Here is a 24,188-nt window from a genome sequence, read left to right as displayed (position 1 = left end):
GCGCGCTCTAGTGCGCTGCCGCGGGCACCGCCGGCGCGCCTTCCCAGCGTGTATTCGCAGGCAGGTTCTCGCCCTTCATGATCACGGTGAGCAGGCCGACCTGCGCGTAGTCGCCGACATGGGTGTCGTAGAGCACCGTCGCCCCGGCGCCGACACAGACGCCCTTGCCGAGCGTGACCCTGCCGACCTTCATCACCCGGTCCTCGTAGAGATGGGTCTGCAGGGCCGAATGGGCGTTGACGGTGCAGAAGTCGCCGACCTTGATGCAGTCGAACTCGGTGATATCGGTGGAATCCAGCCAGACGCCCTGGCCGTATTGCGCGCCGAACAGGCGCAGGAACCAGGGCAGGAACGGCGTGCCGCGCAGATAATCGAATAGCACCTTGCCGCCGAGGCCCCAATAAAGCACGGAGACCGCTTCGGTCCGCATCGCCCAGAACGACCACATCGGCTTCATCACCGGCTTGTAGACGCCCATCAGCAGCCATTTCATCAGGGCGCAGATCAGCGCCTGGGTGATGGCGATCACGACGGCGCAGCCCATGAAAGCGAACGCAAGGCCCGTCCAGTCGCGGTCGAAGATCTTCTGCTGCAGCACGAGATCGACGGCGAGCGTGCCGAAGGTGATGAAGAGCATCGCCGGGAAAGAGGTGTGCAGCGCCTCGAAACCGGCGCGCGCCAGCTTCTTGCCCGTCGAGGGCTTGTAGGTCCAGTCGGCGCCGAGATCGACCTTCTGGCGGGTAGGCAGCTTGATCGGCGGCGAGCCGAACCAGGTGTCGCCGGCGCTCATCAGTTCGTTCGCCGGCGGCTTCGACTTGATGCCGATCAGCACCTTGTCGGGGATGATCGCGCCCGGCGGCACCACCGCATCGTTGCCGACGAAGACCTGCTCGCCGGTGCGGGTCATGTCGAGGCGCATATAGCCGCGCCGCAGGTCCTCGTCGCCGAAGATTACCTCATCCGCGATGAAGTTGCCGGCGCCGATCCCGGTGATGTCGTAGCGGCCGGAGAGATTGGTCGAGATCTCGGCGCCGGAGCCGATGCGCGCGCCCATCATCCGGTACCAGAAGCGCATGTAGATCGTCGCGAACAGCGAGGACAGCGTCTCCAGCGTCACCTCGGTCGCCAGCGCCACCGTCCATTTGCGGGCGTAAAAGCCCGAATGGATCGAATAGGAGCCGGAGGAGACGCGCGGCAGGATCGCCCAGCGCAAGGCCGCGATCAGGAAGACGGTGATGCTGATCAAGCCGATCGCCGTCGGCCAGGTCAGGATCGGCAGATACCAGAGATAGCTGAGGTCGGACCAGGTCGCGACCCAGTTGTCGATCTTGTCGAACAGCCAGAAGGCCGGGAAGATCGGCAGGAGGCTGATTGGCGGCAGCACGATCAGCATGACCACGTAGAACAGCGTCATCGCCGCCCGCCGCCCGGCGCTCGCTTCGGCCTGGGGCGGCAGGGCCTCGAGATCGACCATGCCGGTCTTGCGCGCCGGCGAGCCGTCCCAGATCTCGGCCGTACCGATGGTCGCGCCCGGCGCGATCGCGGTCAGGTCGCCGATCTCGGCATGGTCACCGACCCGGCAGCCATGGCCGAACACGACCGCGGAGCCGGCATAGACGTCCTTGCCGATATTGATCCGGCCGATGATGAAGTCGGCCCCGATCGCCTCGGCATTGGCGAAAGTGGTCTTGGAGCCCAGTGTGGTGCCATCGCCGAGCTCGACCAGGTCGATCGCGCCGGCCTCGTAATCGGAGATGATGACGTCGCGCCCGACCTTGGCGCCGAGCAGGCGCCAGTAGAAGCGCATCACCGGCGTGCCCTGCAGCCATTTGATGTGCACGAGCCCGGCAACGCGGGAGGCGAACCACCAGCGGAAATAATAGACGCCCCAGAGCGGATAGGTGCCAGGCTTGGTCCGGCCCAGAACCAGCCATTTCAGGCCGATCGCGATGAAGCCGGTGGCGATGGTGATCGCAACATAGATGCCGAGCAGCGCGAAGACCTGCGCCATCGCCGACAACTCCTCGCCGGAGAGCAGCATGTAGCTGACGAAGATGCCGAGCCACTGCGCGGTCGACAGGCTGATGATGATCGGCAACACGATCGCCTGCGCCAGCCCGCAGAGGAAGCGGCGCCTGAGCGGCGGCGGCGTGAAGGAAAGGTCCTCTGCGGCCCGCACGCCGCGCGCATCGAGCAGCGCCGCCATCGCCCGCAAGGTGCGGGCGCCATAGACGTCCTGCAGGGTGATGCCGGCATAGGCCGGCGTCTCGCGCACGATCGAGATGAAGCGCGCCGCCAACAGCGAATGACCGCCGAGATCGACGAAGAAATCCGCCTCCAGCGGCAGCGCCTGCGCGCCGAGCACGCGCTTGGCGGCGTCGAGCAGGGCGGCCTCGGTCTCGTTGCGCGGCGGCTCTTGCTCGCCGCTCGCAGCCGGCGCCGTCAGCGGCGCGGCCTTCAGCATCTTGCGGTCGACCTTGCCGGAGACCATGCGCGGCAGCGAGCCGATCGGCTCGAAATGCGCCGGGATCATATAGGGCGGCAGCTTCTCGCGCAGCGAGGCGCGCAGCACCTTGCCCTCGATCTGCACGCCGGGCTCGCCGACCAGGAAGGCGACGAGCCGCTCGATGCCGTCATCGGTGCGCAGGACCACGGCGGCCTGGCCGATGCCGGCCTCGTCCGAGAGCGCCGTCTCGATCTCGCCGAGCTCGACGCGGAAGCCGCGGATCTTGACCTGGTCGTCGATGCGACCGTGGAAGACGATGTTGCCGTCGCCGTCGAGGCTGACGGCGTCGCCGGAGCGGTAGAGGACCGGATCGCTGCCGCTCCCGCCGAACGGATTGGCGATGAACTTCTCGGCGGTCAGCTCCGGACGCAGATGGTAGCCCTTGGCGACGCCAGGACCGCCGATCAGCAATTCGCCCTGCTGGCCGACGCCGGTCAGCTTCATCTCGTCATCGACGATATAGGCGGTGTAGTTCGGGATCGGCCGGCCGATGGTGACGGTCTCGCCCGGCTCGACTGCCGCGGCTGTGGCCACCACCGTCGCTTCCGTCGGCCCGTAGGTGTTGAAGATGCGCCGGCCCGGCTTCGACCATTTCTGCACGATCGAGGGCGGCAACGCCTCGCCGCCGAGCAGGATCAGCGTCAGCGAGGGCACGTCGGCGGGCAGGATGCCGAGCAGGGTCGGGACCGTGTCGATCACGGTGACACCGGCGTCGCTCAGGATCGATGGCAGCTTCTCGGCGTCGCCCATCATCTGCGGCGTCGCGACGAACAGGGTCGCGCCGATGAGATAGGGCGTCCAGATCTCCTCCATCGACAGGTCGAAGGCGACGGAGGCGCCCTGGAAGACCACGTCCTCCGGACCCATGCCGTAGAGCGCATTCCCCGAGCGCAGGAAATGGCAGATGTTGCGCTGGCTGATGACGATCGCCTTGGGCACGCCCGTCGAGCCCGAGGTGTAGATCAAATAGGCCGGATGGTCCGGCGTCAGCCCGGCGGGCCGGGCCGGCATCGGCTTGCCGTCGCTGGCGGCGGCGAGCTGCTGCGGGCACCAGACGGTGCGCCCGGTCGCCAGCGCCCGCGCCTTCCAGTCGGTCTGCGTCACCAGCCCCTTGGCGCTGGCATCCTCCAGGCAGATGGCGATGCGCTCGACCGGCGCCTCGGCGTCGAAGGGCAGCCAGGCGGCGCCCGACAGCGTGATCGCGATCTGCGCCACCAGAAGCTCGATGCCGCGCGGCATCCACAGGCCGACCATGTCGCCCGGGCCGATGCCGGCGAGCGCGAGGCCGCGCGCCTGGGCCTGCGCCTGCGCCCAGACCTGCGCATAGCTCAGCCGCAGCTCGCCGCAGATCATCGCCGGATGTTCGGGGCGCGCCGACACGCTCGCGGCGAAAATCTCGGCGAGCACCTCGTCGCGCAGCAGATCTGGCCGCTTCTCGCCCGCCAGCATCGCAAGCGCCGTCGCGCCTGAATCGGCAGTGCCGGCCGAAACTGTGGTGATCTCGTTCATCCTGCCCCGTCGAGGTCCGGACCAGTGCCGGACCGCATCTCACGTCGGACGGCCGCCTCCCCGCGACGACGCGTCCACCACATCCTGAGGCCGGACACCCGCAGCCGCGCGGAAACTCGCCTGCCGGCCGTACATGAGCAGATTTGGCTTAACCGCGGCTGAACGGCAAGCGCGAAGGCGAGGTGCGCTCAACTGTCCGACCTCTTGCCGCGGTCTGATGTCACATCCAGGTCGCCTTGCCGTCCTCGACCACGAGGATCTTGCCCTGCCAGATTTCGATGCGAGCCGCATCGGCCGTGCCGACCGCGCCGAGCAGCGCCAGCACCGCCCGCGCCACGCCGCCATGGCTGACCATCACCGTGTCCGGTGCCAGCCCTTCGAGCACCGGCCGGATGCGCTCGGCCAGCATGCGGTAGCTCTCGCCGCCCGGCGGCACGAAGCCCCATTTGTCGCTCTCGCGGGCTTGGGCGAGCTCGCGCTCGCTCTTGCGGATCTCACGCCAGGTGAAGCCTTCCCACTCGCCGAAGGTCAATTCGCGCAAGCGATCGTCGATGCGGAATGTCTCCGCCGGCAGGCCGAGTTCGCGCCGCAGGATCGTCATCGTCTCCCGCGCCCGCTCCATCGGCGAGCAGAGATAATCCACGGTCGCGTAGTCCGGGGTCAGCGCCTTGAGCCGGCGCGCCGCCTCCTCCGCCTGCATGCGGCCGAGCGCATTGAGCGGGATGTCCTTGCCGCCTTGCAACCGGCCCTCCCGATTCCAGTCGGTTTCGCCATGGCGGACGAGGAAGAGGCGGCCGGGAATCGTCAGGGGAGTCATGCCCGCCTCATGCACGCTGGCGGCACCGACGTCAAAGCGGCGAAAGCACCGCAGGGGCATACCTTCACTGCCTCGTGAGCTTTGTGGTGGCCGCGCCCCGCAGCCCTGTGTAAGAGGCAGCCTCCAGCATCAACCCGATCGTCGCATGACCGCCACGCTGACATTGCCGGATGGCCGCAGGCTCAGCCTTGGCGCCAGGCCCCTGCTGATGGGCGTGGTCAACGTCACCCCGGATTCCTTTTCCGATGGCGGCCTGTTCGCCGATCCTTCCGTCGCTGTCGCGCATGGGCTGAAGTTGGCGCATCAGGGCGCCGACATCGTCGATGTCGGCGGTGAATCGACCCGCCCGGACCACATCCGTCTCGATGCCGAGAGCGAGCTCGCGCGGGTCATACCGGTGATCACCGGCATCGCCGATCAAAGCGACGTTCCGATCTCGATCGACACCTACAAGGCCGAAGTCGCCGACGCGGCGCTCAAGGCCGGCGCTTCGATTGTCAACGATGTCTGGGGTGCGCAGCGCGAACCCGCCATCGCCGGCGTCGCCGCGCGTCATGGCGCGCCGATCATCCTGATGCACAACCGCGAGGAGGTCGATCCCGGCCTCGACATCCTCGCCGACGTCATGCGCTTCCTCGAGCGCTCGATCGCGATCGCGCTCGAGGCCGGCGTGCCGCGCGGCCAGATCGTCGTCGATCCCGGCATCGGCCGCTTCGGCAAGACCGCCGAGCAATCGCTGCTGCTGATCAGGGAACTTCGCCGCCTCGGCGAGTTCGGCTGCCCGGTCCTGCTCGGGGCCTCGCGCAAATCGGTGCTCGGCCATGTCATCGGCAAGGCGGTCCCGGCCGAGCGTGTCGCCGCCAGCATCGCCGCGCATCTCTTCGGCGTCACCCAAGGCGCTGCCATCATTCGCGCCCATGATGTCGACGAGCATGTCGACGCGCTGAAAATCTGGACGGCGATCGGAGAAGCGAAATGAGCGCAACCGGACAGATCTTCATCGAGGCGCTCGACCTTTACGCCTACCACGGCCATTTTGCCGAAGAGGGCCGGCTCGGGCAGCGCTTCTCGATGGACCTCGTCCTCGATTGCGACCTGCGGGCATCCTCGGTCAGCGACGACATCGCCGACACCGTCGATTATGGCGAGGTCGTCGGCCTGGTGACGCGCACCTTCTCGGCCAAGCGCTTCAAGCTGCTGGAAGCCGCGGCGCGGGCACTCGCAACCGCCATCCTGACGGAGTATCCGGCCGTGATCCGCGTCGCGGTCACCTTGCGCAAGCCGGCTCCGCCGATTCCGGGCCGGATGGAATCGGTCGGCATCAAGCTGGACTTCACGCGTGAGCGTTGAGGCGACGCTCGGCCTGGGCGGCAATCTCGGCGATCCCGTTGCCGCCTTCGCAGCCGCGCTGGTGCGGCTGCGTGATCACGCCGCCGTCGAGCTGAAGGCTACCTCCTCGGTCTGGCGCACCGCGCCCTGGGGCAAGCTAGACCAGCCGGAATTCCGCAACATGGCGGTGTTGATCGAGACCTCGCTCTCGGCCGAATATCTGCTGGCGCTCTGCCTCGTGATCGAGCGTGAGAGCGGCCGCGAGCGGCGCGAGCGCTGGGGGCCGCGCACGCTCGACATCGACATCCTGACCTATGGCAGCGAGACGATCGACCGCCCCGGCCTGCAGGTCCCGCATCCGCGCATCGCCGAGCGTGCCTTCGTCCTGGCGCCGCTGGCGGAGATCGCGCCGGTGATCATGATCGGGGACCGCAGCGTCGCCGATCTGCTGGTGGCGATCGCGAGTCAGGATGCCGGCCGGGACGAGGACGGAACACGCCGGCTGCACGCCGCCTCGCCGGCTCAGTCCGCGTAGAGTTCCCGCAAGGTTTGCAAAACCTGCCCGAGGGTCGCGCCGGAAACGTTGCCCAACCTCCTTCGGAGCCTTTGCTTGTCCAGCGCACGAGTCTGCTCGAGCAGGACCAATCCATCGACGCCCTGAAACTGCACCGGAACACGGAAGCCGGCAGGGCGGCTGCCAGACGTCATCGGCGCGACGATGACGGTCCGCAGGTGGTCGTGGATTTCCGGCGGCGAAATGACGAGACAGGGGCGCGTCTTCTGGATTTCGCTGCCAATTGTCGGATCGAGCGCAGCCAGCCAAATCTCGCCGCGCTTCACCATGTCAGAGTCGCATCCTCGTCGTTGCCGAATTCCGGCCAGACGAGTTCGTCATCCCCTTCTCGTGCGAGACGCTGTGCATCCTCCGCCCAACCGGCGCGCGCGGGACGGACGACGGGCTCGATCACGATCCGTCCGCCCTCCACCTTGAGCTCGACGCTGTCGCCGGCCTTGGCGCCGATTTCGGACAGCAACAGCTTGGGGATCAGCACGCCGGCCGAGTTCCCGAATTTTTTGACCGCGCTCAACATCGCCCTCTCCTGCTCTCGCGAGCAGGATAGATGATGCGTCACTTCGTTACAACAAAGTAGCTACAAAACTCTGTCTACAGCGCATCGCTGATGCGCTGCAAAATTCACTCGCCCTTGTCGAGCGAGATGTCCGGCGCGGTCGGCACCTTCATGCCGACGACATGGTAGCCGGCATCGACATGCATGATCTCGCCGGTGATGCCGCGCGACATGTCGGAGACCAGGAAGACCGCGGTCTCGCCGACCTCCTCGATCGTGACGGTGCGGCGCAGCGGCGAGTTGTACTCGTTCCACTTCAGAATGTAGCGGAAATCGCCGATGCCCGACGCCGCCAGGGTCTTGATCGGCCCGGCCGAGATCGCGTTGACGCGAATCTTTTGGGGGCCGAGATCGGCGGCGAGATACTGCACGCTCGATTCCAGCGCCGCTTTGGCGATGCCCATGACGTTGTAGTGCGGCATCCACTTCTCGGCGCCGTAATAGGTCAGCGTCAGCAGCGAGCCGCCATCCGGCATCAGCTTCTCCGCACGCTGGGTGATCGCCGTGAAGGAATAGCAGGAGATCAGCAGCGACTTCGAGAAATTGGCCTCGGTCGTGTCGACATAGCGGCCGGTCAGCTCGTCCTTGTCGGAGAAGGCGATGCAATGGACGACGAAGTCGAGCTTGCCCCAGAGCTTCTCGACCTCGGTGAAGACCGCGTCGATCGTCGCGCCGTCGGTGACGTCGCAATGGCCGACGACATGGCCACCCAGTTGCTTTGCCAGCGGCTCGACCCGCTTCTTCAGCGCGTCACCCTGATAGGTAAAGGCAAGCTCGGCGCCGGCATCCGCGGCCGCCTTGGCGATGCCCCAGGCGATCGAGCGGTTGTTGGCGACGCCCATGACGAGACCGCGCTTGCCCCGGAGCAGATTGGCGGTCGGGGCGGCGCTGCTGGATTCAGGCATCTGGGACCTTCGAACTGGACGAACCGGCGAGTAGACCGGAGCGTCTCATAACCGAGGCAGCCGAAGGGTGGAAGCGTCCTTTGCCGAATTCCTGTTCAGCTGGCCTCAGCCCGCCCGGGCCTTCATCAGAGCGGTGAGCTCGGCGTCCTCGGCCGGCATCTCGATGTCGATCGAAACGAACAGGTCGCCGCGCTCGCCCTTCTTCTCGCCCGGCAGCCCCTTGCCGCGCAGGCGGAACTGGCGCGCCGTGCCGGTCAGCGGCGGCACGTTCATCTCGACGGCGCCGCCGAGCGTCGGCACATGGATCGGCCCGCCCAGTACCGCCGTCGCCAGCGGCACTGCAACGCGCGCGCGCAGATTGCTGCCGTCGACGGTGAAGCGCGGATCGGGCCGGACCTTGATCGTCATCAGCACGTCGCCGGTCTCGCCGGTGAGTGGATGCGTCTGGCCGAGGCCGCGCAGGCGCATGACCTTGCCGTCGGCGACGCCCTCGGGAATCGTCACCTCGACCTCGCGCCCACCGGGCAGCTTGACCCGGCGCATCCCGCCATTGACCGCCTCGGCCAGGTTGACCTCGAGCGTGAAACTCTGTTCCGGGGGCTTCTGCGGCTGGCTCGCCCGGCCGCGTCCGCCACGCCTCGCGGCGTCGCCGAAGAGCGAGCCGAAGATGTCGGCCGGGTCGAAGCCCGGGTCGGCGCCGCTGCGGCCGGAGGACGCTCCGCCGCCATCGAAGTTGAACTCGAAGCCGCCATGATGGGCGCCCCGGCGCCCGGCGCCCATGCCTTCGAAGCCGGCGAAGCGCGGCTTGCCTTCGGCATCGATCTCGCCGCGGTCGAACTGCTTGCGCTTGTCGGCATCGCCGAGGACTTCATAGGCGGTATTCAGCTCGGAAAAGCGCTCCTGCGCCTTCGGATCGCCTTGGTTGCGGTCGGGGTGCAGATCCTTGGCGCGGCGGCGATAAGCCTTCTTGATCTCGGCCTCGTCAGCCGATTTCGCCACGCCCAGAACCTGATACGGATCACGCATTCAAACACACCCCCGGAGGCTTCGTATTCCGGCGTACCGGAACCGCCCCCTAGATGGGAAGACTGTGGCGCAGTTGCAACAGGCTCAGACGGTGCCCTTCCAGGGCTTGGCGTCTTTCACGGCCCATTCGCCGCCGGAGGGACGGCAGGCGGTGCCCTGCAGCGTCACCGCGCCGGTCTGCAGGCTCATCGAGGCCAGGAAGGCACGACAGATCTCATCCGATTTCAGGAACGGCCCGCCGACCGGGGTGAAGGTGCCCTTCATGCCGCTCTGGGCGTTGTCCCAGGACACCGGCGCGCCATTGCCCTGCGGGTCGAGTGCCAGCGCCATCGCACCCTCCGCCCGGCGCCAGTCCTCGGTGCCGAGATCGGGTGCGAGCGCAACCAGCGGACTCTTGCCTTCGACGGCGCGCGCCGGCAGCACCGAGGCGGTGGTGATCGCGACCTCGTCCTCCGCCTTGCTCGACAGACCCATGATCGGGAAGGAGACCGAACAGCCGGCCGAACCCAGCGCAAGCAGGAGCATGCCTGCGAGCGATGTCCCGCGTGCAAGGGGACTGCGCTCACGCGGCCTCTGGCTCCGCTGCCCGCGGGGCTTATATATGACTGCCAACTCAAATCGCATTACGGATCGCGCTCGCCCAACGCTTCCCAAAAACCTTCGAGGATTAAGCACGTGAATGCGTTAATGAGCGGTGACTTCACCGAGGCGAGCGAGCCTTTCGCCCTGTTCGAAAGCTGGCTGGAGGAGGCCAAGGCCTCGGAGCCGAACGACCCGAACGGCATGGCGCTCTCGACGGTCGACGCCGACGGCCTGCCCAATGTCCGCATGGTCCTCTTGAACGGCCGCAGCCCCGACGGCTTCGTCTTCTACACCAACACGCAGAGCCAGAAGGGCGAAGAGCTCGCCGGCCAACCCAAGGCCGCCGCGCTGTTCCACTGGAAGAGCCTGCGCCGGCAGATCCGCATTCGCGGCCCGGTCAGCCGCGTCAGCGACGCAGAGGCCGACGCCTATTTCCAGTCGCGCGCCCGTGACAGCCGGATCGGTGCCTGGGCGTCGCAGCAGTCGCGGCCTCTTGAAAGCAGGTTCGCTCTAGAAAAAGCGGTCGCGAGCTATGCGCTGAAATTCGGCGTCGGCGAGGTGCCGCGCCCGCCGCATTGGACCGGCTTCCGTATTGCCCCCGTCTATATGGAATTCTGGCGCGACGGCGCCTTCCGCCTGCACGACCGCATCGTCTTCAGCCGCGCCGCCCCGGGCGAGGCCTGGACGAAGGCGCGGCTCTACCCTTGAGGAAAGTCACAACGCCAATGGCCATGCCGAAATTCGACTTTCCCAAGACGGAACAGGGCAAGCGCCCGGTCATGCTGCTCACCGGCGCCAGCCGCGGCATCGGCCACGCCACGGTGATGCAGTTCGCCATGGCCGGCTGGCGCATCCTGTCCTGCTCGCGCCAGGCTTTCTCCGACAAATGCCCCTGGCCGTCCGGCGCCGACGATCATGTCCAGATCGATCTCGGCGATCCCGAGGACACGATGCGCGGCATCGCCGAGATCAAGAAGCGCCTCGCCGCCGAGGGCGGCAAGCTCAATGCGCTGGTCAACAATGCCGGCATCTCGCCGAAGGGGCCGAAGGGCGGGCGGCTCGGCGCTGCGACGACCTCGTTCAACGACTGGCACCAGGTCTTCCAGGTCAACTTCTTCGCGCCGATCATGCTGGCGCGCGGCCTGCTCGACGAGCTGACAGCAGCGAAGGGCGCGATCGTCAACGTCACCTCGATCGCCGGTTCGCGCGTCCATCCCTTCGCCGGCGCCGCCTATGCGACCTCGAAGGCGGCGCTCGCCAGCCTGACCCGCGAGATGGCCGCCGATTTCGGCCAGCTCGGCATCCGGGTGAACTCGATCTCGCCCGGCGAGATCGACACGGCGATCCTCTCCCCCGGCACCGAGAAGATCGTCGCGACCCTCCCGCTCGGGCGGCTCGGCAAGACCGAGGAGGTCGCCAAGGCAATCCATTTCCTCTGCACCGACGCGTCGAGCTACGTCACCGGCGCCGAGCTCCACATCAATGGCGGGCAACACGTGTGAGCGGTCAGGACAACGGCCAGATCATCCGTTTCCCGAATCCCGCCCGCGCGGCGGCGCGCCCGGTGCTCGCCGCCTCGATCGCCGTCTTCCGTGACGGCAAGGTTCTGCTGGCAACACGAACCCAACCGCCGGCCGACCAGCTCTGGTCCCTGCCCGGCGGCAAGGTCGAGGCCGGCGAAAGCCTTGAAGAGGCGGCGCTGCGCGAGCTCGAGGAGGAAGTCGGCGTCAGCGCCCGCATCCTCGGCTTCAACCGCCATGTCGAGATCGTCGGCCGCGATCCCAAGGGCGCAGTGACCCATCACTTCGTCATCGCCTCCTTCGTCGGGGAGTGGCTGTCCGGCGAGCCCCGGCCGGGGCCCGAAGCCGGCGCGGTGATGTGGGCAGATCCCTTGAAGCTCGGCGGCCTGCCGACGACGCGCGAACTCGGCGATGTCCTGCGCCGCGCCGCCGCCATCTTCAAGCGCCACGCTACTGCATGACGAAACGGGCGCTCGCAGCTCTGATCCTCGCCGCCCTGGCTGGAAGCCCGGAGGCGCTGCTGGCGCAGGCGCGGCGCCCTGCCTCGCCGCAACAACGCCCCGCCGAACCGCCTCCGACAGAGCCCGAATCGCCGCCGCCGCCCTATGAGCCGCAATTGCTGAAGCTCGCCGAGATCATCGGCTCGCTCTCCTATCTGCGCACGCTCTGCGAGACGCGCGAGGCGCAGGACTGGCGCGATCGCATGGCGACGCTGCTCGAATCCGAAGGGCGCTCGCCACAACGGCGCGAGCGGCTGGCCGGCGCCTATAACCGCGGCTACCGCGCCTATTCGGCAACGCACCGCACCTGCAGCGACGGCACGCAGGAAGCCTCCGCCCGGCTTGCCCAGGAGGGCGAGAAGCTCGCCAAGGCGCTGGCCAGCCGCTTCGGCGGCTAGTTTGGGACAAGCCTGCGCCATTCTTAAGCAGAATTGTCCCCGGTGAATTAACCTTTCTTAAAGACCATGATGGCGCCCGCGGGAGCCTGGCCGTATTGTCGGCAGGCAAATCGCTGGAATGGCCGCGCCCCGCGCTCGTCTGTTCTGCCCGTTGGCTTACGTTTCGACGCCGGGTTCCGCTGCCTTCATGTCTGCTCTCTCCGACGATCTGCCGCTCGATCCCGCCCTCGCCGAGGACGTCAAGGACGCCCGCCGCGTCGCCTATTGCTACATCGAGGACGCTTTCGCCGAAGCGCAGCAGGACGGGCTCGATTCCGACGCGCTCGCCCATGCCGCTTTGTTCGCGGCGATGCGGACCCTGGTCGAGACCTATGGCGAGGAGGCGACCGCCGTCTTCGCTGAGGCCCTGCCCGAGAAGATTCGCTGCGGCAACTTCACCACCGGCACGCGCCACTAGCTATTCGGCCGCAACCGGAAGCCCTTCACGCCTGGCATGGACGAGGCCCCATTGCGCCAGCACATGGGCCGCGTCGTTGAGTGCCGTCCCGGCTGGCGTCAGCGAATATTCGACACGCAGCACCGCCTCCTCGAACACCTCGCGCCTGACGACACCGTCGCGCCCCATCTCGCGCAACTGCTCGTAAAGCACCTTCTCGCTGATCCCCTGTAGACGCCGGCGCAATTCGCCGAAGCGCAGCGGCCGCTCGTGCAGCTCCCACAGGATCACCGCTTTCCAGCGGCCGCCAATCACCGACAAGGCTAGGCCGAGGCCGCATGCATCAGGCAAGTTGATCCTGACCGGCATCCTTCCCTCCCGCGCCACTTACTCCCACGTAAGTAATTGAGCCTGACCGATAAATATTGGACATTCCGGGCACGCGCGGCACCGGCTTGAACCGAGACCGCAACCTTCTGAACCTCACATCGGGGAGCGATGTCAGAAGGCCAAGCCCTTCTAGCCGACCCTATCACGCGCCTTGTCAGGAGATCCGCTTGCCTCCCACCACAACTATGGTGACCGAGCCCACGGCACGCCAGCGCACCGCCTGCTGTGGCTGCCGGCGCCTCAGGCTTACCGTTTCGGGCGAACCGTGCCGCGTCTATCTCTGCGCCTGCAGCGAATGCCGGCGCGCCACTGGCTCGGCCTTCGCCTATCGCGCCATCTTCGCGGAGAGCGCGATCGTCGCGATCGAGGGCGAGGCTTCCGTCTGGCGTCGCGGCAGCGATGCCGGCCGCTGGATCGAGCAGGTCTTCTGCCCCGGCTGCGGCGGCCTGGTCTTCATGCGGGCCGAGGCCATGCCGGGCGCGATCTCGGTCTCGGCCGGCAGCTTCACCGACCCCGGCTTCCCGGCGCCGGCCGCGATCCACAACCGCTCGCATCAGCCTGATTGGTATCGCCTCGCCGACACCGTCTCTGCCGGCTGAGATATCAGCTTCAGCTCGCCGCCTGCGCCTGGCGCGCCGTCTCAGCCCTGCCGAGCAGCAGGTCGCGCTCGCGCCGGTTCCGCGTCATGCCAGCGGCGCGGGTGAACTCAGCTTCCGCTTCGTCATGGCGGCCGAGCTTGACCAGGAAATCGGCGCGCACGCCCGGCAGCAGGTGATAGCTCTTCAGCGCAGGGACATCGGCTAGCGCGTCGACCAGCGCGAGCCCTGCCGCCGGCCCATCCGCCATCGCGACCGCGACCGCCCGGTTGAGCTCGATCACCGGCGAGGGCGTCAACGTTCCGAGCGCACTGTAGAGCGCTGCGATCCGGCGCCAGTCGGTCTCGTCACCACTGCGGGCGCGCGCATGGCAGGCAGCGAGTTCGGCCTGCAGGACATAAGAGCTGGGCGCTGCGGAAAGCCTCCGCGCCGTCTCGAGTGCCTTGAGGCCATGATTGATCAGCAGGCGATCCCAGCGCGCCCGGTTCTGGTCGAGCAGCAGCACCGGCTCGCCATCCGGCCCGATCCGGGCGCGCAGGCGCGAGGCCTGCAATTCCATCAGCGCGAGCAGGCCATGAACCTCCGGCTCCTGCGGCGCCAACCCCGCGAGAATGCGCCCAAGCCGCATCGCCTCCTGGCACAGGGCCGGGCGAACCCAGTCCTCGCCGCCGGTCGCGGCATAGCCCTCGTTGAAGATCAGGTAGACCACCTCCAGCACCGAGGCGAGACGCTCGCCAAGCTCGGGGCCATGCGGCACCTCATAGGGTACCTTGGCCTCCGTCAGCGCCTTCTTCGCCCGGACGAGGCGCTGCGCCATGGTCGGCTCCGGCACCAGGAAAGCGCGCGCGATCTCCTCGGTGGTGAGGCCGCCGATCAATCGTAGCGTCAACGCCAGTCGCGCCTCGACCGCGAGCATCGGATGGCAGGCGGTGAAGATCAGGCGCAACAGGTCGTCGCCGAGCTCGTCGTCGAGGGCGTCCTCGATCTCGGCTGTCGGGTCAGCCTCATCGTCGAGGTCGCGGCCGATCTCGTCATGCTTGCGCTGCAGCATCTTGGCGCGGCGGATGCCATCGAGCGCGCGATGCTTGGCCGCCTGCATCAGCCAGGCGCCGGGATTGCGCGGCACGCCCTCATCAGGCCATTGCTGGAGCGCGGCAACGAGCGCGTCCTGCGCCAGCTCCTCGGCCCGGCCGACATCGCGGGTGACGCGGGTAAGGCCCGCGATCAGCCTGGGCGCCTCGATCCTGAAGACCGTCTCGATCGCGCGGTGTGCATCGCTTGCCGTCATCGGTTGCGATACACACCATCAGCGATCGTCGCTGGCAAGCGCCTCAGCCGTTGTCACCGACCGCGCTCTTGAGGCGCTTCCAGGCCGCATCGGCCTCGGGCGAGACCGCGTCGCCGAAATCGGCGAAGTCGACGACCGGGCGGATCTCGATCTCGGACGGGCCGGGCATCGGGTTGGGGCAACGCTTGACCCAGGCAACCGCCTCGTCGAGCGACTTGCACTCCCAGATCCAGTAGCCCGCGACCAGCTCCTTGGTCTCGGCGAAGGGCCCGTCGACGACTGCGCGCCTGGCGCCGTCGAACTGCACGCGCGCGCCCTTCGAACTCGGCTGCAGACCATCGCCGCCCTTCATGATGCCGGCTTTCACCAGTTCCTCATTATAGGCCATCATCGCATCGACCAATTCCGTGGTCGGTGCCGCACCGGCTTCGCTGTCCTTGGTCGCCTTGACCATCACCATGAAACGCATCGGTCTTCTCCTTTGGGATTGATTGGGTTTGTGGACTTCTGCTGGCTCAGCCGGCGCGCTTCGCCGTCTCGGCACGCAGGCGCTCTTCCTGCTCGCGCAGCTCCGGCGTCAGCGCCTCACCGAAATCCTCCATCTCGAAGATCGGGCGCAGCTCGATCTCGGTGCCGCCGTCGAAGGGCGCGCGCTTCAGCCACTCGACTGCCTCGTCGAAGGAGCGGACCTGCCAGATCCAGAAGCCGGCGAGCAGTTCCTTGGTCTCGGCGAAGGGGCCGTCGAGAACCGTCCGCTGCGAGCCCGAAAAGCGCATGCGCAGCCCCTTCGAGCTCGGATGCAGCCCGTCCATCGCCAGCATCACACCGGCCTTCACCAGCTCCTCATTGTAGGCGCCCATCTGGGTGAAGAGGTCTTCGTTCGGCATCACGCCGGCTTCGCTGTCCTTGCTGGCCTTGACCAGAACCATCACGCGCATCGGTCTTCTCCTTGAAGTGGAAGGGCGGAGGCGATGCCTCGCGCCGTCCGTTTCGGTTCGGTTTGCCTGGATCGGAACGTCAGCCGGCGCGCTTCGCCGTTTCGGCGCGCAAGCGCTCCTCCTGCTCGCGCAGCTCCGGCGTCAGTGCCTCGCCGAAATCCTCCATCTCGAAGATCGGGCGCATCTCGATCTCGGTGCCGCCGTCGAAGGGGGCGCGCTTCAGCCATTCGACCGCCTCGTCGAAGGAGCGGACCTGCCAGATCCAGAAGCCGCAGAGCAGCTCCTTGGTTTCGGCGAAGGGGCCGTCGATGATCGTCCGCTGCGAGCCTTGGAAGCGCATGCGCAACCCCTTCGAGCTCGGATGCAGCCCATCGCCCGCCAGCATCACACCGGCCTTCACCAGTTCCTCGTTATAGGCGCCCATCTGGGCGAGGATCTCCTCGCTCGGCATCACGCCGGCTTCAGTGTCCTTGTCGGCCTTGACCAGAACCATCACGCGCATCGGTCTTCTCCTGTCTGTCGGGGTTGGCTTGGCTTCGGTACGGAGCAGGAAAATTCCCGCCCTCTGTCATCACGTCGAACGAGGAACGCCCCGATCGAGAGGCTCTGGAAAAAATTCAGCTCCTGGCCGCATATTTTTCGCGGCGGGCGATTTCGGCGGCACTGGGCTCCGCGAATTCGAACGAGCCGGTGGTGACCTCGCCCTCGCGGCGATAGGTCGCCATGAGCACACCGGTGCTCGAGGCGCTGCTCTCGACGAGCTTGAACGCGGCGGGCATGGCGCCCGCGCCGAACAGGCGCTTGCCCTTGCCGAGCACGACCGGGAAGGTCAGCAGCGTGATCTCGTCGATCAGATCCTTCGCCAGCAGCGCCTGGATCAGCTCGCTCGAACCTTGCAGCAGGAGCTTCGGCCCGTCCTGGCGCTTCAGCGCCGCGACTTCCGCGGCGGGATCGCCATGCAGCGCGACGGTGTTCTGCCAGGTCAGTGTCTGCGGCTCGGACGTCGCGACATATTTGGTGATCGCGTTGAACTTGACCGCGATCGGATCATCGCCGGCATAGGGCCAGTGCGCCGCGAAGATGTCGTAGGTCCGGCGGCCGAGCAGCAGGTCGAACTTATCGACGAAGGCCTTGTCCATGACCTTGCCCATCGCCTCGTCCCAGTGGTGGAAGGTCCAGCCGCCATGGCTGAATCCGCCCTGCGGATCCTCCTGCGGGCCGCCTGGTGCCTGCATCACGCCGTCGAGAGACACGAAGGTGGCTGCAACGACTTGTCTCATCTGATGTCTCCCGAACTCGCGGGAGCTCGCCCCGCATCGCGTCTCCGAAGCTCGGGCGGAGGCGGCAATGACCTGCGACCTCCGTTGCTTCTTACTGACACGTCGAACGGCAAATCGCCGGATCGACAGCTCGCGGAAAAAAAATCGTCAGAGGCCCGGAAAAAAGTAGGGCACCCGTTTCCTGTCTCCGCCGTCGCATCGGTTGAGCCCCGGGCCGAAGCACCCTAACTATCGGGGCGAACGGCGCCCGCGCCGAAACAGCGATCGCTCAGAGAGCCCACCATGCCGGCAACCAGACTGGTCGACCGCGGCGTCATCCGCGTCAGCGGCGACGACGCCCGCGATTTCCTTGAGAACATCGTCACCAACGCGATGGAGACCGTCACGGCCGAGCGCGCCGGCTATGGCGGGCTGCTGACACCGCAAGGCAAGATCATCGGCGATTTTATGATTGTCGCCGTGCCTGATGATGAAGGCGGCGGCTTCCTGCTCGATACACCCCTGCTCCAGACCGCCGACCTGATGAAGAAGCTGAAGCTCTACAAGCTGCGCGCCAAGGTCACGCTCGATGATCTCAGCCGGACGGTGGCCGTGCTCGCCGCGACCGATGGCGGCAAGCTGCCGGCCGATGCCGGGCTGGTCTATGCCGATCCGCGCCTGGTCGAGCTCGGCGAGCGTGCCATCGTCGATCTCGATGGCGCCGACGAGCTCGTGGATGCCAGCCTGGACGAGTACCACGCCCATCGCATCGGCCTCGGCATCCCCGATGGCGGCCGCGACTTCATCTATGGCGACACCTTCCCGCACGAGGCGCTGTTCGACCAGCTCGGCGGCGTCTCCTTCAAGAAGGGCTGCTATATCGGCCAGGAGGTCGTCTCGCGCATGCAGCACCGCGGCACCGCCCGCTCGCGCGTCGTGCCGATCGTCTTCAGCGAGGGGATCAAGCCGGACGACGGCGTCGAGGCCAGCGCCGGCGGCAAGCTGCTCGGGCGCGTCGGCTCCTGCGCCAACGGCCGCGGCCTTGCTTTACTCCGGCTCGACCGGGTGGCGGATGCGCTTGCTGCCGGTCACGCGCTGGACGCTGGCGGCCTCGATTTCACGCTGGCGCAAAAGCCGTCCTTCATCCGCTTTTCTTTTCCGGGCGAGCCAGACTTCGGAGCAGCGGCATGAGCGGGCGTGAGGCGGTCGAGGGGCCGGACGGCAAGTATCGCTGCATCTGGCCGGGGAGCGATCCGCTCTATCTCGCCTATCACGACACCGAATGGGGCGTGCCGGAATACGATTCCCGCACGCTCTGGGAAAAGCTGATGCTCGACGGCTTCCAGGCCGGCCTGTCCTGGATCACCATCCTGAGGAAGCGCGACGCCTTCCGCACCGGCTTCGCGGGTTTCGAGCCCGAGACGGTCGCCCGCTTCGGCGAGGCCGATGTCCAGCGGCTCCTGGACGATGCCGGCATCGTCCGCCATCGCGGCAAGATCGAGGGCACGATCCGCAACGCGCAGGCCTATCTCAGGCTCAGCGAGAAGGGGCCCTTCAACGATTTCCTCTGGAAGCATCTCGACGGGCGGGTGATCCAGAACAGCTTCCTCACCCACGAGGACGTTCCGGCCGAGACCGCGGTGTCGAAGGCGATCTCCAAGGAACTCAAGGCCGCCGGCTTCACCTTCTGCGGCCCGACCATCGTCTATGCGGTGATGCAGGCCTGCGGCATGGTCAACGACCACCTGACCGGCTGCTTCCGCTGGCAGGAATGCGCGGCGCTCGCCCGCGATGCCCGCCCCGCCGCCTGATGGCGAAACCTCCTGCCCCGCCACGCGCCTGGCAGCGCATGCTCTCGGGCCGGCGGCTCGATCTGCTCGATCCCTCCCCGCTCGATGTCGAGATCGAGGACATCGCGCATGGTCTCGCCCGCGTCGCCCGCTGGAACGGCCAGACGCGCGGCGCCCATTCCTTCTCGGTGGCGCAGCATAGCCTCCTGGTCGAGGCGATCGCCGGTCATCTCAATCCCGACTGGCCGCGCGACTGGCGGCTGATGGCACTGCTGCACGATGCGCCGGAATACGTCATCGGCGACATGATCTCGCCGTTCAAGGCGGTGATGGGCGATGCCTACAAGGGCGTCGAACTGCGCCTGCTGGCGGCGATCCATCTGCGCTTCGGCTTGCCGGCCGTGACGCCGGCGATCGTCAAGCGCAAGACCAAGGACGCCGACAAGATCGCGGCCTTCCTCGAGGCGACCGAGCTCGCCGGCTTCGAGCGCGAGGAAGCGCTACGCTTCTTCGGTCGTCCACAGGCGCTGCCGCGCGAGGTGCTGGCGCTGCTCGAGCCGCAGGCGACGGAGGAAGCGCAGGCGGCGTTCTTGGCGCGGTTCGTCGAGTTGGCGGGGGGCTGACCCCGCGCGTCATTCTCGGCCGAAGCGCAGCGCAGACCCGGGAATCTCAGGACGAGATGGCGCTGATGGAGGCTTCTCCGGCCTGAGATGCTCGGGTCAAGCCCCAGCATGACGCCGTTGCCTCAATAACAGGACACGAATTCCCGGTAGACCCAGCCGACCACATGGTTGCGGCCGCGCGGGCTGATCAGGGCCCAGGGCCGGCCGCGCTCGTCGAAGGAGGTGTTCATCACCCTGATGCCGGCGCCGTTGCTGACACGGCCGATGATCTCGCCATTGGGCGTCTCGCGGATGTTGAGCGGCGTGCCGGTCGGGTCGGTGACAGCACAGCGGTTCTGGGCGAAGGCCGGCGTGGACAGCAGGCAGGTTGCAAGCGCGGCGGTCAAAAGGCCGAGGCGGGTGGCGGTCATGAACAAATCCCCTGATCGTCAACCGGCACGCCCCGCGCCGTGACACGCCAGTGCAATGGCGGACTCAGGGCCGATTTCGCTTCGAAATTCGATTGTTTCTCTTTTGGATCAGATCATCTGACTTTCTCTGCCATTCCAGATAAAATCATGCCGGGCCATACTGGGTTCACCTGATGTAGGTGAGAGAGAAGAGCCATGACCGCCCCGACCAGCCTGAACCTTCCCACCGGCGTCGTCGTCAAGGGCGCGCTCGCCGAGCGCTATGACGAGATCCTGAGCCATGATGCGCTCGCCTTCGTCGCCGATCTGCAGCGCCGCTTCAACGAGACCCGCAAGCGCCTGCTCGCTCTGCGCAAGCAGCACCAGAAGCGCTTCGACGCCGGCGAGACCCCGGACTTCCTGCCTGAGACCAGGCACATCCGCGAGGGCGACTGGAAGGTCGCAGCCATCCCGGCCGATCTGCTCGACCGCCGCGTCGAGATCACCGGCCCCGTCGACCGCAAGATGATCGTCAACGCGCTGAACTCCGGCGCCAAGGTCTTCATGGCCGATTTCGAGGACGCCTCCTCGCCGGTCTGGGCCAACATGGTCGAGGGCCAGATCAATCTCAGGGATCGCTGGGCCGGCCAGATCGACTTCACCGACGCCAACACCGGCAAGGCCTACAAGCTCAAGGATAAGCCCGCCGTCCTGATCATCCGCCCGCGCGGCTGGCATCTGCCGGAACGGCACATCGTCATTGACGGAGAGGAGGCCTCGGGGTCCCTGGTCGATTTCGGCCTCTATGTCTTCCACAATGCCAAGGCGGCGCTGGCGCAGGGCTCGGGCCCCTATTTCTACCTGCCCAAGCTCGAGAGCCATCTCGAGGCGAGGCTCTGGAACGACGTCTTCGTCGCCGCCCAGACCGCGCTCGGCCTGAAGACCGGCACGATCAAGGCGACTGTGCTGATCGAGACCCTGCCGGCCGCCTTCGAGATGGACGAGATCCTCTACGAGCTGCGCGAGCACATGGCGGGCCTCAATTGCGGCCGCTGGGACTACATCTTCTCCTTCATCAAGAAGCTCGCCCGCAACAAGGCCTTCGTCCTGCCCGACCGCTCGCAGGTCGTGATGACCAAGGCCTTCCTGCGCGCCTATTCGCTGCTGCTGATCAAGACCTGCCATCGCCGCGGCGCCTTCGCCATGGGCGGCATGGCGGCGCAGATCCCGGTCAAGAACAATCCGGAGGCCAACGCCGCCGCCTTCGCCAAGGTCAAGGCGGACAAGGAGCGCGAGGCCGGCGACGGCCATGACGGCACCTGGGTCGCCCATCCCGACCTCGTCCCCGTCGCGAACGAGGTGTTCGACCGGCTGATGCCGCAGGCGAACCAGCTCGGCAAGCTGCGCGAGGACGTCGAGGTCAGCCGCGAGCAGCTGCTGGAGGTGCACGAGGGCACCCGCACCGAGGACGGCTTCCGCGAGAACATCCGCGTCGGCGTGCAATATCTCGAAGCCTGGCTGCGCGGCCGCGGCGCAGTGCCGATCTACAACATGATGGAGGACGCCGCGACCGCCGAGATCAGCCGCGCCCAGATCTGGCAGTTCGTCCAGTACGGCGTCGCGCTCGAAGGCGGCGCCAGGGTCGACGCCGAATTGTTCAAGCGCTGCCTGACCGAGGAGATGGCGCGGGTGAAGAGCGAGCTCGGCGCCGAGGCCTACGACAAGGGCCGCTTCCCCGAGGCGATCGACCTGTTCTCGAAGCTCTCGCTCGCGCCGGAGTTCGAGGAGTTTTTGACCGTGCCGGCTTACGCGAAGCTGGGGTGAGTTGAGGTTCTGACGATACAAGGCGCCGCCTCGCGGCGGCGTCTGCCACTATTTGCGGCTCCGGGAAACCTTTAGCATTCGAACCTCCCGCCCCGTTCGAGTTCCCGCATAGCCAAATCTAATTAACTTCCTATGTCGTTCAACAATATCTCAAAGAATGCCGCATTGCGCTTCTCGGCATCAGAGATCAGCTTGTCGAAACCGAATATTTCGATGAAAACGTCGAAATCTTCATGATATTTAAAAAGACCTTTTTTGTCCCAAGTCTCATTAAAATCGTATCGCCGCGCCAAATTGCGAAGCGTAGGCTCCATGTCTGCAACGATGATTGCCGTGATGGGAGTTGAGGATGGTATGTCGATCGTCTTACCGTTCGTCGTCACGAATGATTTACGTTCGCGGATGAATTCGACCGTATCATGAATCTGCTTGATTGGGTCCTGACCCTCGCGCCCGAAACTGTAATCGTCACGTCCCGGTCGCTTGAACTCAACGATCACTACAGAGGTGTTACCTTGGCCGCCGGCCACATAGCACTCATCGTAAAAGGCGACGTCAGTGACTTTGTCGCCCATCTGGCGTCGTCCGCCGTGCAGGGTGCGGTCGCTCGATATGTAAGACACGAACGCTAGACGCTCGTCGAGCAGCCAGAGATTGTGCTGGAAATACTTGGTTGTCGCCGAATCTGTAAGGCGCGGAAACATTAGCTGATGGAATGCGTCTTCGCGTGTCATCGCGCCCGCATCATCTGCCCCTCGAAGCTGATCGGCGACCTCGATAACCGCTTTGCGATGCACAATGTATTCAGCGAGTGCGTCACGATAGGTATCAGAGACGCGCTGCAATAGCTGCGCCTTACGCTGCGCAAAAAGCTCCTTGTTCGCGATGGTGGTTTGCACAAAGCTCGTCCAACGCCTCTCCTCGCGTAGGCGCTGGACAGCAAGATCCGAAACAAAATTCTCTTGTCGCCAGTTGTTAGGCTTTGACTTTACGTAATCGGCAATCGTTGTTCCGCTAAGCCCATATCGCAACAGAGGATGCCGCGCGATCAGCTGAACAACTTCGTCGCGCTGATCCTTCTTGATCTTATCATGCTGCTCGCTTTCCGTAGCCAAAATCGCTTGGCAGGCCTTATCGACGATTTCCAGAATTTCATCGTCGCTTGCCTCAAGCGAGGTGCGCGCTTGGTTTGCGTTTTCGTCGAAGAATTCGCCGGACAGGCTCGCTATTACCACATACTCACTGCCGTCTGATTTCTGAAATGCCGATTTGCCAAGTTTGTTCTCGATGGCACGACCCGCGCCGAGCAACCGGTTATCGGCAAAGAACATCAGAGCATGACGGGCGAACGGCTTCCCCCGCGCGACGCGTGAGACATCACATTTGAATTGATAGGACGTGTCCCTGAGTTCGACAGGGAACTCGTGCGTCTTTTCATGGCTAAAGACGCTCGCAAAATGCGAACGTAAATCGAACTCCTCTGCGCCAATAAAGACTCTTGTGTCCGGCATACGGCCGTCCACGAGGTAGGTCAGGAAATTGCTGGAGAGATGATTCAGAATCCTCTCGGCATTCAGCTCTGCCCACTTCTTATGATAGGAAGGCTTGATCTGCTTGAAAGTGACTGCACAGCCCGTATCGAACTCCGGCCCAGTACCGCCGATTAAATCGATTATCTCTTCGTCGGCATAGACATCGAACTTGAAATTGCGCGTGACAATCGAGCCGTTTGGCCCCTTCGATTTCGAGCGGTACAGAATGTCATTAAACACCTTGAAGGCTACGAAGCGCCCAAAACCCTTGCCGCCTCGCTTGAGTTTGTGACCGGTGAAAGGTGTGAGGAAAGCTTTGTAGTTTGAGTCGTCGAGACCGCAGCCGTTGTCCGAGATCGTAACGGTGAACTCCTCCGGTGTTGTGCCTAGCGAAAACGAGAACACCAGTTTGCCTTCGGCGGCGATCTTCGCGCCACCGTGAATGTCCAGCAAAGAGTGGATCGCATTCGATCCCGCCTCATAGACAGGCAGCAGGAACGCATCGGCGTGGCCTGCAAGGTGGGTACGTTCCAGCACCGCCGGCATATCAGGCTTAAAAAGCTGCGCCATAACATCCCCAAACGTCACACGGACCCGTACACTCATAGTCAGATCTCCGGCAAAGGCACACCCGTCATGCTCAGCCCTGTGTCAAGCATCCACGTCTTGCGCGGATGACGCGCGGGGAACCCTTCTCCCGTGTGGGAGAAGGGCAGGGATGAGGGCCTGCCCTATCCGCAGAAAGGTGCAACGGCGCCGTNNCTCGCCCTAGTCATCAGCGGCGGTCCCTCACCCCTGCCCCTCTCCCATCCGGGAGAGGGGTTCTGTCGCGGTTCCCGCGCCCGACGGGGACAGACCGCAAACTTATCCCCGCCCTCCCAACCTCCCGTATAATCCGCCG

The 24,188-nt window shown here is 65.7% G+C and carries 28 protein-coding genes; 13 read left to right on the top strand and 15 right to left on the bottom strand.

Translation table 11 applies throughout. The features are described 5' to 3' along the window. Nucleotides 1-7 precede the first annotated feature (7 nt). Nucleotides 8-4,015 carry a Pls/PosA family non-ribosomal peptide synthetase gene (locus tag ASE66_RS18960; protein ID WP_057191280.1) on the bottom strand — a complete coding sequence of 1,336 codons (4,008 nt, stop codon included), beginning with the start codon at nucleotides 4,013-4,015 and terminating at the stop codon, nucleotides 8-10. Nucleotides 4,016-4,235: 220 nt separating this feature from the next. Further along, a complete protein-coding gene (locus ASE66_RS18955; protein ID WP_200964618.1) occupies nucleotides 4,236-4,832 on the bottom strand; it encodes a histidine phosphatase family protein in 597 nt (198 codons plus the stop codon). A gap of 145 nt (nucleotides 4,833-4,977) precedes the next feature. Between ASE66_RS18955 and folP the strand changes: the two genes are divergently transcribed. The 3 genes from folP to folK are packed head-to-tail and all read left to right on the top strand — an operon-like array spanning nucleotide 4,978 to nucleotide 6,696. Beyond that, complete coding sequence (folP, locus tag ASE66_RS18950) at nucleotides 4,978-5,811, top strand: dihydropteroate synthase (protein WP_057191279.1); 834 nt, start codon at nucleotides 4,978-4,980, stop codon at nucleotides 5,809-5,811. Next, complete coding sequence (gene folB / locus ASE66_RS18945; RefSeq protein ID WP_057191278.1) at nucleotides 5,808-6,182, top strand: dihydroneopterin aldolase; 375 nt, start codon at nucleotides 5,808-5,810, stop codon at nucleotides 6,180-6,182. The genes folP and folB overlap by 4 nt, the downstream gene beginning before the upstream one ends. Continuing rightward, nucleotides 6,172-6,696, top strand: a complete 525-nt coding sequence (gene folK, locus ASE66_RS18940) for a 2-amino-4-hydroxy-6-hydroxymethyldihydropteridine diphosphokinase (protein WP_082613572.1) — start codon at nucleotides 6,172-6,174, stop codon at nucleotides 6,694-6,696. The genes folB and folK overlap by 11 nt, the downstream gene beginning before the upstream one ends. Here folK and ASE66_RS18935 read toward each other — a convergent pair. The 5 genes from ASE66_RS18935 to ASE66_RS18915 form a co-directional block, all read right to left on the bottom strand. Then, on the bottom strand, nucleotides 6,684-7,004 hold the full coding sequence (locus ASE66_RS18935; RefSeq protein WP_057191277.1) for a type II toxin-antitoxin system PemK/MazF family toxin: 321 nt from the start codon (nucleotides 7,002-7,004) through the stop codon (nucleotides 6,684-6,686). The two genes, folK and ASE66_RS18935, sit on opposite strands and share 13 nt — an antisense overlap. Further along, a complete protein-coding gene (locus ASE66_RS18930) occupies nucleotides 6,998-7,252 on the bottom strand; it encodes an AbrB/MazE/SpoVT family DNA-binding domain-containing protein (RefSeq protein WP_057191276.1) in 255 nt (84 codons plus the stop codon). Before ASE66_RS18930 ends, ASE66_RS18935 begins: the two co-directional genes overlap by 7 nt. A 104-nt stretch (nucleotides 7,253-7,356) precedes the next feature. Beyond that, on the bottom strand, nucleotides 7,357-8,196 hold the full coding sequence (gene fabI, locus ASE66_RS18925; protein ID WP_057191275.1) for an enoyl-ACP reductase FabI: 840 nt from the start codon (nucleotides 8,194-8,196) through the stop codon (nucleotides 7,357-7,359). 105 nt (nucleotides 8,197-8,301) lie between these two features. Beyond that, nucleotides 8,302-9,222, bottom strand: a complete 921-nt coding sequence (locus ASE66_RS18920) for a DnaJ C-terminal domain-containing protein (protein ID WP_057191274.1) — start codon at nucleotides 9,220-9,222, stop codon at nucleotides 8,302-8,304. Nucleotides 9,223-9,306: 84 nt separating this feature from the next. Beyond that, a complete protein-coding gene (locus tag ASE66_RS18915; protein ID WP_057191273.1) occupies nucleotides 9,307-9,747 on the bottom strand; it encodes an RT0821/Lpp0805 family surface protein in 441 nt (146 codons plus the stop codon). A 162-nt stretch (nucleotides 9,748-9,909) separates the two neighbouring features. Between ASE66_RS18915 and pdxH the strand changes: the two genes are divergently transcribed. The 5 genes from pdxH to ASE66_RS18890 all read left to right on the top strand — a co-directional run bounded on the left by pdxH (nucleotide 9,910) and on the right by ASE66_RS18890 (nucleotide 12,679). Continuing rightward, nucleotides 9,910-10,512, top strand: a complete 603-nt coding sequence (pdxH, locus tag ASE66_RS18910) for a pyridoxamine 5'-phosphate oxidase (protein WP_057191272.1) — start codon at nucleotides 9,910-9,912, stop codon at nucleotides 10,510-10,512. Between the two features lie 71 nt (nucleotides 10,513-10,583). After that, nucleotides 10,584-11,306 carry an SDR family NAD(P)-dependent oxidoreductase gene (locus ASE66_RS18905; protein ID WP_082613644.1) on the top strand — a complete coding sequence of 241 codons (723 nt, stop codon included), beginning with the start codon at nucleotides 10,584-10,586 and terminating at the stop codon, nucleotides 11,304-11,306. Next, nucleotides 11,303-11,785, top strand: a complete 483-nt coding sequence (locus ASE66_RS33725; protein WP_274532967.1) for an NUDIX hydrolase — start codon at nucleotides 11,303-11,305, stop codon at nucleotides 11,783-11,785. Before ASE66_RS18905 ends, ASE66_RS33725 begins: the two co-directional genes overlap by 4 nt. Next, on the top strand, nucleotides 11,782-12,222 hold the full coding sequence (locus ASE66_RS18895) for a TIGR02301 family protein (RefSeq protein ID WP_057191270.1): 441 nt from the start codon (nucleotides 11,782-11,784) through the stop codon (nucleotides 12,220-12,222). Before ASE66_RS33725 ends, ASE66_RS18895 begins: the two co-directional genes overlap by 4 nt. Nucleotides 12,223-12,409: 187 nt before the next feature. Further along, nucleotides 12,410-12,679 carry a hypothetical protein gene (locus ASE66_RS18890; protein ID WP_057191898.1) on the top strand — a complete coding sequence of 90 codons (270 nt, stop codon included), beginning with the start codon at nucleotides 12,410-12,412 and terminating at the stop codon, nucleotides 12,677-12,679. Here the strand turns inward: ASE66_RS18890 and ASE66_RS18885 are convergent, their stop codons facing one another. Next, complete coding sequence (locus ASE66_RS18885) at nucleotides 12,680-13,027, bottom strand: winged helix-turn-helix transcriptional regulator (protein ID WP_057191269.1); 348 nt, start codon at nucleotides 13,025-13,027, stop codon at nucleotides 12,680-12,682. A 188-nt stretch (nucleotides 13,028-13,215) separates the two neighbouring features. Between ASE66_RS18885 and ASE66_RS18880 the strand changes: the two genes are divergently transcribed. Further along, on the top strand, nucleotides 13,216-13,647 hold the full coding sequence (locus ASE66_RS18880; protein WP_244494987.1) for a GFA family protein: 432 nt from the start codon (nucleotides 13,216-13,218) through the stop codon (nucleotides 13,645-13,647). A gap of 10 nt (nucleotides 13,648-13,657) precedes the next feature. On the opposite strand, the gene ASE66_RS18875 is transcribed toward ASE66_RS18880, so the two are convergent. The 5 genes from ASE66_RS18875 to ASE66_RS18855 all read right to left on the bottom strand — a co-directional run bounded on the left by ASE66_RS18875 (nucleotide 13,658) and on the right by ASE66_RS18855 (nucleotide 17,150). Next, a complete protein-coding gene (locus ASE66_RS18875) occupies nucleotides 13,658-14,932 on the bottom strand; it encodes an RNA polymerase sigma factor (protein WP_057191267.1) in 1,275 nt (424 codons plus the stop codon). Between the two features lie 43 nt (nucleotides 14,933-14,975). Next, nucleotides 14,976-15,401, bottom strand: coding sequence for a YciI family protein (locus ASE66_RS18870; protein WP_057191266.1), 426 nt, complete (start codon nucleotides 15,399-15,401; stop codon nucleotides 14,976-14,978). A 46-nt stretch (nucleotides 15,402-15,447) separates the two neighbouring features. Continuing rightward, nucleotides 15,448-15,870 carry a YciI family protein gene (locus ASE66_RS18865; RefSeq protein WP_057191265.1) on the bottom strand — a complete coding sequence of 141 codons (423 nt, stop codon included), beginning with the start codon at nucleotides 15,868-15,870 and terminating at the stop codon, nucleotides 15,448-15,450. A gap of 79 nt (nucleotides 15,871-15,949) precedes the next feature. Continuing rightward, on the bottom strand, nucleotides 15,950-16,372 hold the full coding sequence (locus ASE66_RS18860; RefSeq protein WP_057191264.1) for a YciI family protein: 423 nt from the start codon (nucleotides 16,370-16,372) through the stop codon (nucleotides 15,950-15,952). 115 nt (nucleotides 16,373-16,487) lie between these two features. After that, nucleotides 16,488-17,150, bottom strand: coding sequence for a dihydrofolate reductase family protein (locus ASE66_RS18855; RefSeq protein WP_057191263.1), 663 nt, complete (start codon nucleotides 17,148-17,150; stop codon nucleotides 16,488-16,490). 282 nt (nucleotides 17,151-17,432) lie between these two features. Between ASE66_RS18855 and ASE66_RS18850 the strand changes: the two genes are divergently transcribed. Genes ASE66_RS18850 through ASE66_RS18840 form a run of 3 tightly spaced genes read left to right on the top strand, consistent with a single transcriptional unit; the run spans nucleotide 17,433 to nucleotide 19,542 of the window. After that, nucleotides 17,433-18,320, top strand: coding sequence for a YgfZ/GcvT domain-containing protein (locus ASE66_RS18850; protein WP_057191262.1), 888 nt, complete (start codon nucleotides 17,433-17,435; stop codon nucleotides 18,318-18,320). Continuing rightward, nucleotides 18,317-18,940, top strand: coding sequence for a DNA-3-methyladenine glycosylase I (locus ASE66_RS18845; protein ID WP_057191261.1), 624 nt, complete (start codon nucleotides 18,317-18,319; stop codon nucleotides 18,938-18,940). The genes ASE66_RS18850 and ASE66_RS18845 overlap by 4 nt, the downstream gene beginning before the upstream one ends. After that, nucleotides 18,940-19,542, top strand: a complete 603-nt coding sequence (locus ASE66_RS18840; protein WP_057191260.1) for a YfbR-like 5'-deoxynucleotidase — start codon at nucleotides 18,940-18,942, stop codon at nucleotides 19,540-19,542. Before ASE66_RS18845 ends, ASE66_RS18840 begins: the two co-directional genes overlap by 1 nt. Before the next feature lie 122 nt (nucleotides 19,543-19,664). Here the strand turns inward: ASE66_RS18840 and ASE66_RS18835 are convergent, their stop codons facing one another. Next, complete coding sequence (locus ASE66_RS18835) at nucleotides 19,665-19,952, bottom strand: SH3 domain-containing protein (protein WP_057191897.1); 288 nt, start codon at nucleotides 19,950-19,952, stop codon at nucleotides 19,665-19,667. Between the two features lie 195 nt (nucleotides 19,953-20,147). Between ASE66_RS18835 and aceB the strand changes: the two genes are divergently transcribed. Continuing rightward, nucleotides 20,148-21,755: a malate synthase A gene (gene aceB / locus ASE66_RS18830; protein WP_057191259.1), complete on the top strand. Its 1,608-nt coding sequence runs from the start codon at nucleotides 20,148-20,150 to the stop codon at nucleotides 21,753-21,755. Nucleotides 21,756-21,877: 122 nt separating this feature from the next. Here the strand turns inward: aceB and ASE66_RS18825 are convergent, their stop codons facing one another. Continuing rightward, on the bottom strand, nucleotides 21,878-23,893 hold the full coding sequence (locus ASE66_RS18825; RefSeq protein WP_057191258.1) for a hypothetical protein: 2,016 nt from the start codon (nucleotides 23,891-23,893) through the stop codon (nucleotides 21,878-21,880). Between the last annotated feature and the right edge of the window lie 295 nt (nucleotides 23,894-24,188).

The organism is Allobosea sp. Root483D1 (assembly GCF_001429505.1).
Taxonomy (GTDB): Bacteria; Pseudomonadota; Alphaproteobacteria; order Rhizobiales; family Beijerinckiaceae; genus Allobosea.
This window is presented reverse-complemented; position numbering and strand designations above follow the sequence as displayed.